The following is a 14786-nucleotide window of genomic DNA, read 5'->3' as shown; positions in this document are numbered from 1 at the left end:
TGCAAATTAAAATGTGGATAACCTACCTGAGCAGGACATAAAAAAAGGGGCAGGAATGAACCTTACCCCTTATGGTTTATGCGTTTAGATTGGAATTAACCAGAGCAACTAATACAACCTTCTTCCATTGAACAAACCGGACCATCAGTAATTTCTTCTACTACCTGATCGATATGCTCAGGAATTACCGGCTCCATGTTTTTACCAGCCTGATTCTCTACTGTAAATTTAACCGCTTGAGAAGCAGCTTGAGTACGTAAGTAGTACATACCGGTTTTCAATCCCTTTTTCCATGCATAGAAGTGCATTGAAGTAAGTTTCGAAGTATTTGGTGCATTGATAAACAAGTTTAGCGATTGAGACTGGCAGATGTAAACACCTCTGTCGGCAGCCATATCAATAATGCTACGCATTTTGATCTCCCAAACTGTTTTGTACAATTCTTTGATATAATCCGGAATCTCAGCGATTTCCTGAATCGAACCGTTTGCAAGAATAATTCTGTCTTTCATTGCCGGAGTCCATAGACCTAAAGCAACAAGATCTTTCAGTAAGTGTTTGTTTACGACAACGAATTCACCACTTAATACCCTTCTGGTATAGATATTAGAAGTATAAGGCTCAAAGCACTCATTATTCCCCAAGATCTGAGAAGTAGAAGCAGTAGGCATTGGCGCTACTAAAAGCGAGTTATAAACCCCGTTTTTAACTACATTGGTACGCAATGTTTCCCAATCCCAACGGTTACTGTCTGGTTTCACATTCCACAGGTCGAACTGGAACTTACCTTTCGACAAAGGAGAACCTTTGAAAGTCTGGTAAGGGCCGTTAACAACTGCAAGATCATGCGAAGCAGTCATTGCCGCAAAGTAAATCGTTTCGAAGATCTCTTTATTCAACTGACGTGCACCTTCACTTTCGAAAGGCAAACGCATTAAGATAAAGGCATCTGCTAATCCCTGTACACCCAGTCCGATTGGTCTGTGACGCATATTAGAGTTCTGAGCCTCAATTACAGGGTAATAGTTATAATCGATGATCTTGTTCAGGTTTAAAGTCGCCTGATAAGTAACATCATATAATTTCTGGTGGTCAAACTCACCGTTAATCACGTATCTAGGTAATGCCAATGAAGCTAAGTTACATACTGCAACCTCATCTTTAGAAGTATACTCGATGATCTCTGTACAAAGGTTAGAGCTCTTAATCGTACCCAGATTTTGTTGGTTAGATTTGCTGTTTGCAGCATCTTTGTACAACAAATAAGGGGTACCGGTTTCGATTTGTGAATCCAGGATGGCGAACCATAATTCCTGAGCTTTAATCGTTTTACGGGCTTTTCCTTCTCTTTCATAACGCTCATAAAGCGCGTCAAATTCTTCACCAAAGCAATCTGCTAAACCTGGTGCTTCATGTGGACAGAACAGGCTCCAATCGCCATTCTCTTCCACACGTCTCATGAATAAATCACAAACCCACAGGGCATAGAACAAATCACGCGCACGCATTTCTTCTTTACCATGGTTTTTACGCAGGTCAAGGAAACTGAATACATCTGCATGCCATGGTTCTAAGTAAATCGCAAAGGCTCCTTTACGTTTACCTCCACCCTGATCTACATAACGTGCCGTATCATTGAATACTTTTAGCATTGGAACGATACCATTACTCGTACCATTTGTACCACCGATATAAGAACCTGTAGCACGGATATTGTGAATGCTTAGTCCGATACCACCTGCACTTTGAGAAATTTTAGCCGTTTGTTTCAACGTATCATAAATTCCTTCAATACTATCATCCTGCATCGTTAATAAGAAACAAGAAGACATCTGAGGTTTTGGTGTAGCGGCATTAAACAAGGTTGGAGTCGCATGTGTAAACCAACGCTCACTCATCAGGTTGTATGTTTTGATTACACTGTCGATATCACCTTTGTGAATACCTACAGAAACTCTCATGAACAAATGCTGAGGACGTTCTACAATCTGACCTTCGACTTTCAACAGGTATGATTTTTCCAGTGTTTTAAAACCGAAATAATCGAAACCAAAATCTCTGTCGTATATAATGGTACTATCCAGGATATCTGCATTTTCTTTAATCACGTCCCAGACATCATCTGCGATTAGTGAAGCTGATTTTCCGGTCTTGGCATCTATATATAAATACAGGCTTTCCATCGTTTTTGAGAACGACTTCAAAGTGTTTTTATGTAGGTTAGATACTGCGATACGGGAAGCCAGCAAAGCGTAATCAGGATGTTTTGTAGTTAAAGAGGCGGCGGTTTCTGCTGCAAGATTATCCAGTTCAGAGGTAGTAACACCATCATATAAACCTTCAATTACCTTTTTGGCAACATCAATCGGATCTACCAGTTCGACATTAAAACCATAACATAACTTCTCAATCCGAGCCGTTATCTTATCAAACCTAACCGCTTCTTTACGGCCATCTCTTTTTATTACAAACATATTTTTTCAGCTTTTTAAAGGTGCTGATGGGGAGGCGGTAAAACTCCTGGCAAAAACACCAAATTTCTATTATTTATTTTTTTACTATCCTGTGAAAAGCAGGATTAGTTAAAAGTCATCATCTAAAGAGAAAGCTGCCGCTTTATCTTCTGCTGAAGTCAGGACACCGCTTTTCTGGTAATCTCCTACTCTTTTCTCAAAGAAGTTGGTTTTTCCTTGTAGCGAGATCATTTCCATAAAATCGAATGGGTTAGTGGCATTGTAGATTTTGGTATAACCCAATTCCTGCAACCACCTATCTGCAACAAATTCTATGTATTGTGACATCAGTTTGGCATTCATACCGATCAGTGCTACCGGTAAAGCATCCGTTACGAATTCTTTCTCGATTTCTACTGCATCACGGATGATCCCATGAACCTGCTCTTCGCTTAATCTGTTTTTCAACATACCATACAACAGACAGGCGAATTCACAGTGTGAACCTTCATCTCTCGAGATCAGCTCATTACTAAAAGTCAATCCTGGCATCAGACCACGTTTCTTCAACCAGAAAATCGAGCAGAAACTCCCGCTGAAGAAGATACCTTCTACCGCAGCAAAAGCCACTAAACGTTCTGCAAAGCTACCATTTTCGATCCATCTTAACGCCCATTCTGCTTTTCTCTTCACACAAGGAACGGTATCAATGGCATGGAATAACCTGTCTTTTTCTTCAGGGTCTTTAATATAAGTATCGATTAACAGCGCATACGTTTCGGAGTGAATGTTTTCCATCATGATCTGGAAACCATAAAAGCAACGTGCTTCCGGAAGTTGCACTTCGCTCATAAAGTTTACCGCAAGGTTTTCATTTACGATACCATCACTTGCCGAGAAAAAGGCAAGAATATGAGAAATGAAATGTCTTTCGCCATCATTCAGGTTATCCCAGTGTTTCTGATCATCGGAAAGATCAATTTCCTCCGCAGTCCAGAAGCTGGCTTCACTCTTTTTATACATTTCCCAGATTTCAGGATATTTAATCGGCAAAAGAACAAAACGATCTTTGTTTTCTCTTAATAATACTTCTTCTTCTTGCATAAGCATCTTTTTAATAAGGATAAATGTATAGAATAATTTAAAAACGTTCTAGAATCCAGTAGCCAGGCTATCCGTACTTAGTTTTAAAATTGGAGCCGAAAGAAAATTCACCATCAATCCTAAATCACTAAATACTAAAGTTTTAACTAAAAAGCCTGATGTGGTTTACTAAAGAACTTTACTACAACAAATATAAAGTCTGGCGCTCTGATTCCTGTACAATAGTTGTTAACAAGCGGTCATATTTATCAACACGCTGAAAAGAAATTGACATACGAATTACGTTGAATTTTGGTATTTATTTCGTTTTATCGATTACAATGCTTTGTAAATGATGTTGATAAATAGACAAAAAGAGAAGTAATAAGAAGTATTTCCTGTTTGACTATTCTGAATGAAGCTGGTAGCTGATTTCTACTTTTGAATGTCCTTTACTAAAGAAGCCGAGTTTTTTTGCTGCTCCGGCTGAAAGATCAATGATGTATTTTTTACTGTGTGGACCTCTGTCGTTCACTTTCACATCTACCGTTTTACCGTTGCTTAGGTTTTTAACGGTGACCATTGTGCCGAAGGGTAAAGATAAATGGGCTGCTGTCATTTTATGAGCCCGGTATCGGGTACCGCTGGTTGTCCGGCGTCCTTCAAATTTCCTGGCATAATAAGTAGCATAACCTGTTTTTGTGCGTACCGTTGTATCCCCTTTTATTGTTTCGCTGGTATTGTCGACCCCGGCAGAAATGCCTGTGAAAGACAACATCAAACATAAAAATAAGCAATACTTCATATTTACAATTGTTGGTGAAAAGACAAACATAAGCAAACTCTTTCCGGATAAACAAGAAATGCCCGGTAAGTTATCACCAGGCATTATAGCAATTTCACGAAAAGTTCGATTATTTCTCAGCAGGAACAAAGGCCATAGAGATTGAGTTCACACAGTTCCTTGTATTTTTGTTGGTGAAGCCTTCACCGATAAATACGTGACCCAAATGAGCCTTACAATTTGCGCATACAATTTCGGTACGCATCCCGTCTGCATCAGCAATTCTTTCTACTGCGCCTTTGATCTCATCGTCGAAGCTAGGCCAACCACATTCCGATTCAAATTTATTCTCAGAAAGGAATAAAGGGGTATTACAACGCTTACATACGTAGGTTCCTTTTTCTTTATTATTCAGCAGTTTTCCGGTTCCCGGATATTCCGTTCCTTTACGAACGATCACATCTTCTTCTTCTTTGGTTAATTTGTTCCACTCCATATGCTTACTTGTTTTTTGGGCTTGTTCTTTTTTCTCTCTTTGCGCACAGGCGGTCAGACTAGTAATGACTAACAAACCGGCCAATATTAATGTTTTATTGAGGAAGGTTTTCATATATAGCTCCTAATTTTATACAATATACGGCCTAAAGCGTCTTAAAGTTTTTCTTTAATGCCATAATACCGTCATCGTTAAATAAAAAAAGCTCCGATGAAAAATTCACCAGAGCTTTTGATTTATACAAGAAGATCTTATTATTTCTTCAATAAAGCAGCCATTGCTTCACCGATTTCAGCAGGACTTTCTACTACACGGATACCACATTCAGCCATAATTTTCATTTTTGCAGCAGCAGTGTCATCTTCACCACCAACGATTGCACCAGCATGACCCATTCTACGTCCCGGAGGCGCAGTCTGACCAGCGATGAAACCAACAACAGGTTTAGTACCATGTTCTTTGATCCAAAGCGCAGCTTCAGCTTCCATACCACCACCGATTTCACCAATCATGATGATACCTTCAGTTTCCGGATCGTTCATTAACAATTCAACCGCTTCTTTAGTAGTTGTTCCGATGATTGGGTCACCACCGATACCGATTGCGGTAGTAATACCTAAACCAGCTTTCACTACCTGATCAACTGCTTCATAAGTTAAAGTACCTGATTTTGAAACCACACCTACTGTACCTTTTTTGAAGATAAAGCCTGGCATGATACCAATTTTAGCCTCATCAGCAGTAATGATACCTGGACAGTTTGGACCGATTAAACGGCAATCTCTGTCAGAAATATATTCTTTTACCTGAATCATATCCTTTGTCGGGATACCTTCAGTAATACAAACGATCACTTTAATACCTGCTTCAGCAGCTTCCATAATGGCATCTGCAGCAAAAGCCGGCGGAACAAAAATGATAGATACATTGGCACCGGCTTTATCAACCGCATCCTTTACCGTATTAAATACGGGCCTTTCCAAATGAGTCTGGCCGCCTTTGCCTGGCGTTACACCACCAACAACGTTAGTTCCGTAATCTATCATTTGAGAGGCATGATAAGTACCCTCATTTCCAGTAAAACCCTGAACAATAACTTTTGAATCCTTATTTACTAAAACACTCATGTATCTAATTTTTTTTGTGCAAATCTAAGCTAATTGAAATGGATTGTCAAATTCATTACCATATTTATTACAATAGGTTTTCATTTTTTCTGACAATCAATTTTTATTTCTTTTGAAACGTCAAATAAACGACAATTCATACCGAATAAACGAAGATTTAGACCATAAACTAATCATTGTCACAAAAATTTTGTTAGTAATGACAAATACTGCTTTCTTTACAGAAAAAACAATCAGTTAGCATGAAGCCCCTTAGTATCGTATTCAAAATCATAAACATAGGAAATGGAAAGTTCCTGAGCACCAAAAACGAAGTGAGTAACCTGATTGTAAATGTGATCAGCAGAAACCCGACACAACCTTCCAATGTATTGAGACAACTGGCCATCAAAGAATTTCAGGAAGCTCCGGCTGCAAAAAAAGTACTGACCAGCAATGAATATTTTTTTATTGATCAGATCAGCGATGTAGAAATCGCCATTACCTACCTGCCAAAGGAAAAAGAACTTTCAGAACAGTTTTATACCCAATGGAGATTTGTGCAGTGTTCAGAACCTTACAGGCTCATTCAGTATTTAGACGAAAATAAAGTAGTGGTGTACAGCGAAAGGACAAAAGTGATTCATACCATTAAACTTGACAAGTCTATTAGCGTGGTTGTAAACGAAGACTAGTTCGTATCAGCTGCTCAACCGGCGTAACCTGCGTCAGCCTTGCACAGCTTTTTTTGGGGCTACCGGCCCTGCAAGGCCCCGCCAACCCCGCGGCAAGGCTCCGGTAAGGCTCCCATAACCAGAACTACATACAGCAAAGTTTATCACCTGTTTTGACCTCAATAAGCGGAGGGCCTGTACGCAACCTAAGCGGAAACAATACCACCGGAGTTGAACTGAAGATCGTAAAGGCGCTTGTAATAGCCATCCAGTTTCAATAATTCCTGATGCGTTCCCATCTCCTTAATCTCTCCTTTATCCAGGACCAGAATCTGATCTGCTTTTTGAATGGTGGATAAACGGTGAGCAATCACAATAGAAGTTCTTCCTTTCATCAGCTTTTCTATGGCACGTTGAATCAGCATTTCTGTTTCTGTATCTACAGAAGAAGTCGCCTCATCCAACACCAGAATTGATGGATTATAGACCAGGGCGCGAATAAAAGAGATCAATTGCGCTTGTCCGGCAGAAAGCGTTGCACCGCGTTCCATTACATTATATTGGTACCCGCCCGGCAGTCGCCCGATAAAATCATGGGCACCTACTTTTATAGCAGCATCCACGACTTCTTCCATTCCGATATCCGGATTATTTAGCGTGATGTTGTTAAAAATCGTGTCTGAAAACAGGAATACATCCTGTAATACAGTGGCAATATTTTTCCTCAGGAAATCCAGTTTATAATCCTGAATCGGCACCCCATCAATTTTAATTTCTCCCTTTTGAATCTCATAAAACCTATTCAGAATATTGATGGTAGAAGACTTCCCGGCACCGGTAGCACCTACAAGGGCAATCGTTTTCCCTGCCTGCACTTCAAAAGAAATATCTTTCAGCACGTAATTTTCATCTATATAGGCAAACCATACCTTTTCAAAAGAAATAGATCCGGCCATTTTTGCTGGTGCATATGTTCCTTTATCTTCCGTTACTTCATCCGTATCTAATACTTTGAAGACCCTTTCTGCGCCCACCATTCCCATTTGCAGGGTATTAAATTTATCGGCAAGCTCCCTGATCGGGCGGAACAGCATACTTATATATAGGATAAACTCGGCAATCGTGCCTGGTGTAACATCCATTGGCTTGGCCAGAATACTTTTAGAGCCATACCAAACCAGTAAACCCAGGGACATGGCAGAAATGATCTCCACCACCGGAAAAAATATCGAGTAATACCAGTTAGAGCGGATATTGGCATCGCGGTAACGGGCATTGATTTTGATGAATTTTTTATATTCCTGCTGTTCTCTGGCAAAATACTGGATAATAGAAACTCCGGAAATGTGTTCCTGCAAATAAGTATTCAGGTTAGACACCTCTGTCCTGATCTCCTGAAAAGCAGATTTGATCGCTTTTTGAAAAACGGAAGTCGCAATCATCAGCAAAGGCATCGGCAGCAATACCACAAAAGTAAGGGACCAATCTCTGTAAATCATGACCGCAATGATCACGATCACCATCAGGATATCACCGATGATCACAATTAATCCTTCGGAAAATATCTCTGCGATGGTTTCCAGATCGGATACCGTACGGGTGATCAATTGTCCGATGGGGGTGTTGTCGAAATATTTTAATCTTAATTTAGTAATGTGGTTGAACACATTGATCCTTAAATCGCGTATGGCTGACTGCCCCAGGGTATTGGTGAGCAGTGTCTGGCAAAATTGAATTCCTGCCTGTACGACCAGCAGTACCAACATCAGGATCGTCATGTTCAGCAAACCGACATACTCCCCTTTCATGATGTAATGGTCTAGCGTATACTGGATCAGAAAAGGTCTTGCCGGTGCAATTAAGGCCAGTAATATCGTCAGTACGATTGCCCAGATAAAGATATTGCGGTAAGGTTTTACATATTGAAAAACTCTTCTCAACAGGCCCACATTTAACGCATCACCACTTATTTTAGACATACTAATAGGTTACATAAGGATAAACAACATTTACCAGGTACAGGCCACATGCAGGAACTGATTGTCCGGCATTGCTTCTGTTTTTTTGCTCCATAATTTCCTGAAAATCATTTTTGGTAATTTCTTTCTTACCTACTCTGATTAGAGTACCGACTACCGCCCGTACCATATTCCTGAGGAATCGATCCGCAGAAATGGTAAATTTCAATCCGCCTTCTATTTCTTCAAAATAGGCGGCGGTCACTTTACAATTGTTAGTAAAGGTCTGGGTATTGGATTTACTGAAACAGGAAAAATCGGTATGTGCCATAATCAGCTTTGCGGCTTCATTCATGGCAGGTACATCCAGCTCCCCTTTAAACAACCAGGAGCGCTCCAGCTTAAAAGGATCTTTATGAAAATGGAGGTAGTAATTATAAGCTCTTTGTGTGGCATCGAAGCGGGCATGCGCATCAGCTGCAACCGGAAAAACTCTTTTCACTGCAATCTGATAGGACAGCAAGGAATTGATTCCGGCAATAGAGCGTTCCACATTTACAGGTTTCTCCGGATGGATTTCCAGATCAAAATGCGCAAAGAACTCTGTTGCATGAACGCCTGCGTCGGTACGGCCACAGCCTAAAGAGGCAATTGGCTGCCGGAAGTAGACCGACAATGCTTTGTCCAGACACTCTTGTACGGTAATGGCATTGGGCTGAATTTGCCAGCCATGGAATGCGGTCCCATTATAGGACAGTTCAATAAAATATCGTTGTATGTTCGGTTTCAATGGGGCAAATTTAATCTTTTGAATCAAGATATTGATTGGTAAGTATAGGCCTTTTAATATATTTGTTGAAATTATTGAACTGATATGATACAAAGAATACAATCTATCTGGCTACTGTTAGCGAGCCTTACTATATTACTTTTATTGTTTGTTCCGATTGTGAACAGCCAGTCTGCCGGCTCAGAATATTGGATTCTTGCGACAGGTTTATACAAAAAAACGAATGGTGTTGCCGGAAAAATCGAATACTTTAAGCCATTATTTATGAATACAGTAGCGGTAGCGATGTTGTGTTTTGCGACGATATTCACCTTCAAAAAGACAATTGGACAGAAGCGTTTAATTATTTTCGCGATGGTTTCGACGCTATTTTTAGGCTTCTGGATCTTCGATGCGGCACAAAATATGCCTGGTGGAATCGCTTCGGTAAACCTTGGTGTTGGTGCATTCCTTCCCCTTATCAGCCTAATATTTTGCGCATTAGCGTTACGCGGAATCCGAAAAGACGAGCAATTACTGAGGTCGGCGGATAGGCTCCGATAATTAATTACCTCATTTTTATTTAGTTACGTTGCCGTGAAATACCAATAATTAACTGTATCTTTGCGGCTTAATTAATATATATACATGATAAACCCATTTAAATTATTGGGGATAAGTGATGACGTTGTTAATGCTGTAAAGGATTTAGGTTTCGAAAATCCAACACCTATTCAGGAACAAAGTATTCCTGTACTGTTAGAGGGCAATAACGATTTTGTTGGTTTGGCCCAAACAGGAACAGGGAAAACAGCCGCATTTGGCTTGCCGCTGTTAGAATTGATAGACTTTAAAAGCAATAAGCCTCAGGCATTGATTTTATGCCCTACGAGAGAGCTTTGCTTACAGATTACTAATGACATCAAGAATTTCTCAAAAAACATCTCTGGTGCTAGTGTAGTTGCCGTTTACGGTGGCGCTAACATTATGCAACAGTTGCGTGAGATTAGAAACGGTGTACAAATTGTTGTGGCTACACCTGGTCGTATGTTGGACATTATTGGCAGAAAAGCTATAGATTTCACAAGTGTGAAATATGTAGTTTTAGATGAAGCTGATGAGATGTTGAACATGGGTTTCCAGGAAGACATCAACGACATTTTGTCTACCACTCCTGACGACAAAAAAACTTGGTTATTCTCCGCTACTATGCCTCCAGAGGTTAGAAGAATAGCGAAAAATTACATGGACTCTCCAGTAGAGTTAACCATGGGTACCAAAAACACTGGTAACGTAAATATTGAGCATGAGTACTACATTGTACGTGCCAGAGATAAATACGCTGCTTTAAAACGTATCGTAGATTTTAACCCTGAGATCTTTGCGGTAGTGTTCTGTAAAACCAAAATGGATACACAGGACGTTGCTGAGCACTTGATCAAAGACGGTTATAATGCTGATGCTTTACACGGAGATTTATCTCAACAACAACGTGATAAAGTAATGCAACGTTTCCGTGAGCGTAACATGCAATTATTAATTGCTACTGATGTTGCGGCACGTGGTATTGACGTTCAGAACGTAACACACGTTGTGAATTATTCACTACCTGACGAAATTGAAAGTTATACCCACCGTTCTGGTCGTACTGGCCGTGCAGGTAAAACGGGTATTTCGATCTGTATCGTTAACTCTAAAGAACTTGGAAAAATCCGTCAGATTGAAAGAATCATTGGTAAACAATTTACCAAAGCTACTTTACCTACAGGTTTTGACGTTTGTGAGAAGCAATTATTTGCTTTGGTACACAAGGTTCACAATGTAGAAGTTAACGAATCACAAATTGAGCAATACATCCCTAGAATTATGGATGAGTTTGCTGAATTGAGCAAAGAAGAAGTGATCAAACGTTTTGCATCTTTAGAGTTTAACCGCTTTTTAGAGTACTACAAAAACGCTCCTGATCTAAACTCTTCGGCTGATGATCGCGGTGAGAGAGGTGAACGTGGAGAACGCGGTGAAAGAGGTCCAAGAAACAGTGAAGGTTACACACGTTTGTTTATCAACTTAGGTTCGGTAGATGACTTTACAAGAGGTGATTTATTATCTTTTGTTTGTAACAACGGTAAAATCAGTGGAAAAAGCATTGGCAAAATCGACTTAAAAGGTGTGTATTCATTCTTTGAAGTAGAAGATGCAACTGTAGATTCTTTATTCAGTAACTTCAAAGGTGTTGAATTCAACAACCGTGGTGTTAGAATTGAGAAAACTGCTGATGGAGACGGTGGCGGCGAACGTCGTGGTGGCGGTGAACGTCGTGGCGGATTCGGTGGCGGTGGTGGCAGACGCGAAGGCGGAAGTTACGGCGGCGGCGGAAGAAGCGGCGGTGGCGGCGACAGAAGAAGCAGCGGTGGTGGCGATAGAAGAAGCAGTGGCGGAAGCGGCGGCGGAGGTGGTTTCAGAGATTTCTCTGGAAGAAGCCGTGAAGATCGTGGCGCTGGTGGTGCTGGTGGTGCAGGCAGACGCGAAGGCGGAAGCGGTGCTGGTAGCGGCGACAGAAGACGTAGATCTTAATCCCATATCATATATAAAAAAGGCCGGTTTCCATATGGAGACCGGCCTTTTTTTCATTAACAGGTTTCCCAAACCTGCGTCCTCAACCCTATTAAGGTTTCTTTTCGGGTCTGGTTTTAATCTGTGATTCTTTCAGATAAACCTTCGCTCCTTTTTTATTGATATAGTATTTCTTGTTTTTACTGTTGATATACACATTAGAGCCATCCGGTGCCATCTTTCCTTTATAGGTTTGATCTGCAACCTTTGAGGCCCCTTTTACGGCCACTTCAGCGGTTTTATCCCCAACTTTTTTGGCAGTTTTACTGATGGACTTGCCAACAGATTCTTTTTTTTCCTGTGCCCCGGCATTAAACGCAAATGCAGTAAAGCATGCCAATGCAAGTCCGGCAACTAAAATTTGTTTTCTCATAGCGCTATATTGTTGTTATGATCTGATAACAAGCGTTTTGAGAAATTGTTTTTAATTGAGTTGTTCGGTGAGTAATCCCATTTCCAGCTGTGGAGAATGCTGTTCATAAAGAATTGCATATACTGCCCTGCTAATCGGCATATCCACTTTATACTTTAAATTGATGTGGTGCATACACTTCACCGCATAGTAACCTTCGGCTACCATATTCATTTCCAGCTGTGCTGATTTCACGGTATAGCCCTTCCCTATCATGTTTCCAAAAGTACGGTTCCTGCTGAACTGAGAATAAGCGGTGACCAGTAAATCTCCCAGATAGGCAGATTCTTTGATATCGCGGTCTATAGGATGTACGGCATCCACAAATCTTTTGATCTCTCTAATCGCATTAGAGATCAATACGGCCTGAAAGTTATCTCCATAGCCTACGCCATGACAAATACCACTGGCTACCGCATAAATGTTTTTCAATACCGCAGCGTATTCAGTTCCGAAGATGTCATCAGAAACATTTGTTTTGATATATCTATTGCGTAGTAATCCGGCAAAAACAGCCGAGAAATCCTCGTCTAAGGAAGCAATCGTCAGGTAAGATAATTTTTCCAGTGCCACTTCTTCTGCATGACAAGGACCGCTAATCACGACAATATCTTTCAAAGGCACCTGGTATTTTTGTTGCAGGAATTCGCCGATGATCTGATTCTCATCAGGAACAATCCCTTTGATCGCAGAAATGATCTTCTTGCCCTTTAATAGTTCCGGTGTAACCTCTTTCAGTGTTTCTTTTAAGAATGCAGCAGGTACATTTAAAATGATGTAATCTGACTGCTGAATGATGCGCACGATATCATTTGAAATGTGAGTATCAGGAAGCCTGATTTCCACAGAACTCAGGTAATTTGGATTGTGTTTATATTTTTTAAGGTGACTGATGGCTTCTTCATTGCGCATCCACCAATAGATTTCTTTTGGTGTCTCATTGTCAGAAAGCATTTTTACTATAGCAGTAGCCCAACTACCCCCACCAATCATTGCAACTTTAGGTATCATACAGTATTAAATAAAAAAACCCCGGTTATTGTTTTAACCGGGGCAATTTACTCATTTAAAAATGATTGATAAAGTTTACTTTTTGTCTGGATTGACAAACAATTGATCTTTAGTGGTTTTCTCTACTTTCATACCATCTTTCAATTTATTCTGGATGGCAGAGTATGGACCAGACACTATTTCCTGTCCGGCTTTAAGCCCTGTTTTAATGATGATGTACTGATCGTCCTGAATTCCGGTAGTCACAGCTACTTTTTTCACTGTTCCGCCATTGAAAACATAAACGTATTGTTTAACGGTTTTATCAGCCAGTTTTGTTTTTTGTTTGTCCGCATTTTCGTCATTACCTTCGGTTTTCTCGTCTGTTTTTTTACTTTCTGTAAATACCGACTGGATTGGAATGGCAAGGCCTTTCTCCGACTGACTTTCAATATCTACCGTTGCCGACAAACCTGGTCTGAATGGAGAAGGAAGGTCTTTAGCACCACCTTTAACACCCTGGTAAGAATCTGCAAGGATTCTGATTTTCACGACGAAATTGGTTACCTGATCTACTGAGGTCACTGCAGAACCGATGTCTTTAGAAGAGCTGGCAATTTCAGTAACTACTCCTTTGAATTTTTTATCTGCAAAAGCATCAACTTCGATCTTTGCACTGTCGCCAACATTAACCCTGTTGATGTCATTCTCATTTACATCCACGTTTACTTCCATGGTGGTCAGGTTAGAGATTCTCATGATTTCCGTTCCTGCCATTTGTGCAGTACCTAAAATACGGTCACCTAGCTCTACCGATAATTTCGAGATCACGCCGTTAACCGGTGCGTATATTGTTGCTTTTGCCAGGTTGGCATTCGCTTCCTGCACATTTGCTCCGGATTGTTCCAATTGGAATTTCGCAGAAGTATAGTCTTCTTTAGATCTTGCCACATTGGTTTTTGCGGTTAAATAAGCGGCTTTCGCTGCATCGAATTCTGAGGCAGAAATTACTTTCTTTTTGAAAAGCTCTACATTACGTTTATAAGTCGCTTCTGCGTTTACAAAATTAGCTTCATTTTGTTTCATCGTCTGTAAAGCTGAGGCCACACCTGCTTTTTGTGAGCTATAAGAAGCTACAGCTCTGTCATAACCCGATTTCAATACATCCGGACGAACTTTAATCAGCAACTGGCCTTTTTTAACCACATCGCCTTCTTTCACTAAAAGTTCAGTCACCTCACCGGAAACCTCAGAACTTAATTTCACTTCGGTTTCAGGCTGCACCTTTCCACTGGCAGTTACCGTTTCTGTTACTGTACGTTCCGCAGCTTTCTCGATCGTCACTTTTTCAATCTTCTCACCACCAATAACGCCCGTAAGCTTTAAAATAACTACAACAGCAATCAGGATGCCTAATGTAATGAGTATGGGTTTTAGTTTCATTTGTT

Annotated in this window: 13 protein-coding genes; 3 read left to right on the top strand and 10 right to left on the bottom strand. The window is 40.5% G+C overall.

Going from position 1 to position 14786, the window contains the following annotated elements:
• Positions 1-95: 95 nt before the first annotated feature.
• The 5 genes from OQX61_RS05890 to sucD form a co-directional block, all read right to left on the bottom strand.
• Positions 96-2474, bottom strand: coding sequence for a ribonucleoside-diphosphate reductase subunit alpha (locus OQX61_RS05890; RefSeq protein WP_265840728.1), 2379 nt, complete (start codon positions 2472-2474; stop codon positions 96-98).
• Between the two features lie 108 nt (positions 2475-2582).
• Complete coding sequence (locus OQX61_RS05885) at positions 2583-3557, bottom strand: ribonucleoside-diphosphate reductase small subunit (protein WP_265840727.1); 975 nt, start codon at positions 3555-3557, stop codon at positions 2583-2585.
• A 385-nt stretch (positions 3558-3942) separates the two neighbouring features.
• A complete protein-coding gene (locus OQX61_RS05880; protein ID WP_265840726.1) occupies positions 3943-4341 on the bottom strand; it encodes a septal ring lytic transglycosylase RlpA family protein in 399 nt (132 codons plus the stop codon).
• 109 nt (positions 4342-4450) lie between these two features.
• Positions 4451-4930 carry a methionine-R-sulfoxide reductase gene (locus tag OQX61_RS05875; RefSeq protein ID WP_265840725.1) on the bottom strand — a complete coding sequence of 160 codons (480 nt, stop codon included), beginning with the start codon at positions 4928-4930 and terminating at the stop codon, positions 4451-4453.
• A gap of 140 nt (positions 4931-5070) precedes the next feature.
• Complete coding sequence (sucD, locus tag OQX61_RS05870; RefSeq protein ID WP_182957212.1) at positions 5071-5943, bottom strand: succinate--CoA ligase subunit alpha; 873 nt, start codon at positions 5941-5943, stop codon at positions 5071-5073.
• A 242-nt stretch (positions 5944-6185) separates the two neighbouring features.
• On the opposite strand from sucD, the gene OQX61_RS05865 reads away from it, so the two are divergent.
• A complete protein-coding gene (locus OQX61_RS05865) occupies positions 6186-6617 on the top strand; it encodes a hypothetical protein (protein WP_265840724.1) in 432 nt (143 codons plus the stop codon).
• Between the two features lie 185 nt (positions 6618-6802).
• Here the strand turns inward: OQX61_RS05865 and OQX61_RS05860 are convergent, their stop codons facing one another.
• Positions 6803-8575: an ABC transporter ATP-binding protein gene (locus tag OQX61_RS05860; RefSeq protein WP_265840723.1), complete on the bottom strand. Its 1773-nt coding sequence runs from the start codon at positions 8573-8575 to the stop codon at positions 6803-6805.
• A 1-nt stretch (position 8576) separates the two neighbouring features.
• The gene (truA, locus tag OQX61_RS05855; RefSeq protein WP_265840722.1) at positions 8577-9344 is read right to left on the bottom strand and encodes a tRNA pseudouridine(38-40) synthase TruA; all 768 of its coding nucleotides are present in this window, start codon (positions 9342-9344) and stop codon (positions 8577-8579) included.
• An 84-nt stretch (positions 9345-9428) separates the two neighbouring features.
• Between truA and OQX61_RS05850 the strand changes: the two genes are divergently transcribed.
• On the top strand, positions 9429-9887 hold the full coding sequence (locus tag OQX61_RS05850) for a DUF4293 domain-containing protein (RefSeq protein ID WP_265840721.1): 459 nt from the start codon (positions 9429-9431) through the stop codon (positions 9885-9887).
• A gap of 84 nt (positions 9888-9971) precedes the next feature.
• Complete coding sequence (locus OQX61_RS05845; protein WP_265840720.1) at positions 9972-11897, top strand: DEAD/DEAH box helicase; 1926 nt, start codon at positions 9972-9974, stop codon at positions 11895-11897.
• Between the two features lie 91 nt (positions 11898-11988).
• On the opposite strand, the gene OQX61_RS05840 is transcribed toward OQX61_RS05845, so the two are convergent.
• From OQX61_RS05840 to OQX61_RS05830, 3 genes are all read right to left on the bottom strand, one after another.
• A complete protein-coding gene (locus OQX61_RS05840; RefSeq protein ID WP_265840719.1) occupies positions 11989-12309 on the bottom strand; it encodes a hypothetical protein in 321 nt (106 codons plus the stop codon).
• A gap of 51 nt (positions 12310-12360) precedes the next feature.
• The gene (locus OQX61_RS05835) at positions 12361-13359 is read right to left on the bottom strand and encodes an NAD(P)H-dependent glycerol-3-phosphate dehydrogenase (RefSeq protein WP_265840718.1); all 999 of its coding nucleotides are present in this window, start codon (positions 13357-13359) and stop codon (positions 12361-12363) included.
• 75 nt (positions 13360-13434) lie between these two features.
• The gene (locus OQX61_RS05830) at positions 13435-14781 is read right to left on the bottom strand and encodes an efflux RND transporter periplasmic adaptor subunit (protein WP_265840717.1); all 1347 of its coding nucleotides are present in this window, start codon (positions 14779-14781) and stop codon (positions 13435-13437) included.
• Positions 14782-14786 lie beyond the last annotated feature (5 nt).

This window comes from Pedobacter sp. PLR (genome assembly GCF_026239675.1).
In the GTDB taxonomy this organism is placed as follows: domain Bacteria; phylum Bacteroidota; class Bacteroidia; order Sphingobacteriales; family Sphingobacteriaceae; genus Pedobacter.
Note: the sequence above shows the minus strand (reverse complement) of the source record. Positions and strands in the feature narration are given on the sequence as shown.

What these genes read in the sequence shown, in the direction of transcription:
- OQX61_RS05885 (WP_265840727.1), bottom strand. Translation starts at nt 3,557, where the DNA reads ATGCAAGAAGAAGAAGTATTATTAAGAGAAAACAAAGATCGTTTTGTT.
- OQX61_RS05850 (WP_265840721.1), top strand. Translation starts at nt 9,429, where the DNA reads ATGATACAAAGAATACAATCTATCTGGCTACTGTTAGCGAGCCTTACT.
- OQX61_RS05865 (WP_265840724.1), top strand. Translation starts at nt 6,186, where the DNA reads ATGAAGCCCCTTAGTATCGTATTCAAAATCATAAACATAGGAAATGGA.
- OQX61_RS05840 (WP_265840719.1), bottom strand. Translation starts at nt 12,309, where the DNA reads ATGAGAAAACAAATTTTAGTTGCCGGACTTGCATTGGCATGCTTTACT.
- OQX61_RS05845 (WP_265840720.1), top strand. Translation starts at nt 9,972, where the DNA reads ATGATAAACCCATTTAAATTATTGGGGATAAGTGATGACGTTGTTAAT.
- OQX61_RS05860 (WP_265840723.1), bottom strand. Translation starts at nt 8,575, where the DNA reads ATGTCTAAAATAAGTGGTGATGCGTTAAATGTGGGCCTGTTGAGAAGA.
- OQX61_RS05890 (WP_265840728.1), bottom strand. Translation starts at nt 2,474, where the DNA reads ATGTTTGTAATAAAAAGAGATGGCCGTAAAGAAGCGGTTAGGTTTGAT.
- OQX61_RS05880 (WP_265840726.1), bottom strand. Translation starts at nt 4,341, where the DNA reads ATGAAGTATTGCTTATTTTTATGTTTGATGTTGTCTTTCACAGGCATT.
- OQX61_RS05875 (WP_265840725.1), bottom strand. Translation starts at nt 4,930, where the DNA reads ATGAAAACCTTCCTCAATAAAACATTAATATTGGCCGGTTTGTTAGTC.
- OQX61_RS05835 (WP_265840718.1), bottom strand. Translation starts at nt 13,359, where the DNA reads ATGATACCTAAAGTTGCAATGATTGGTGGGGGTAGTTGGGCTACTGCT.
- sucD (WP_182957212.1), bottom strand. Translation starts at nt 5,943, where the DNA reads ATGAGTGTTTTAGTAAATAAGGATTCAAAAGTTATTGTTCAGGGTTTT.
- OQX61_RS05830 (WP_265840717.1), bottom strand. Translation starts at nt 14,781, where the DNA reads ATGAAACTAAAACCCATACTCATTACATTAGGCATCCTGATTGCTGTT.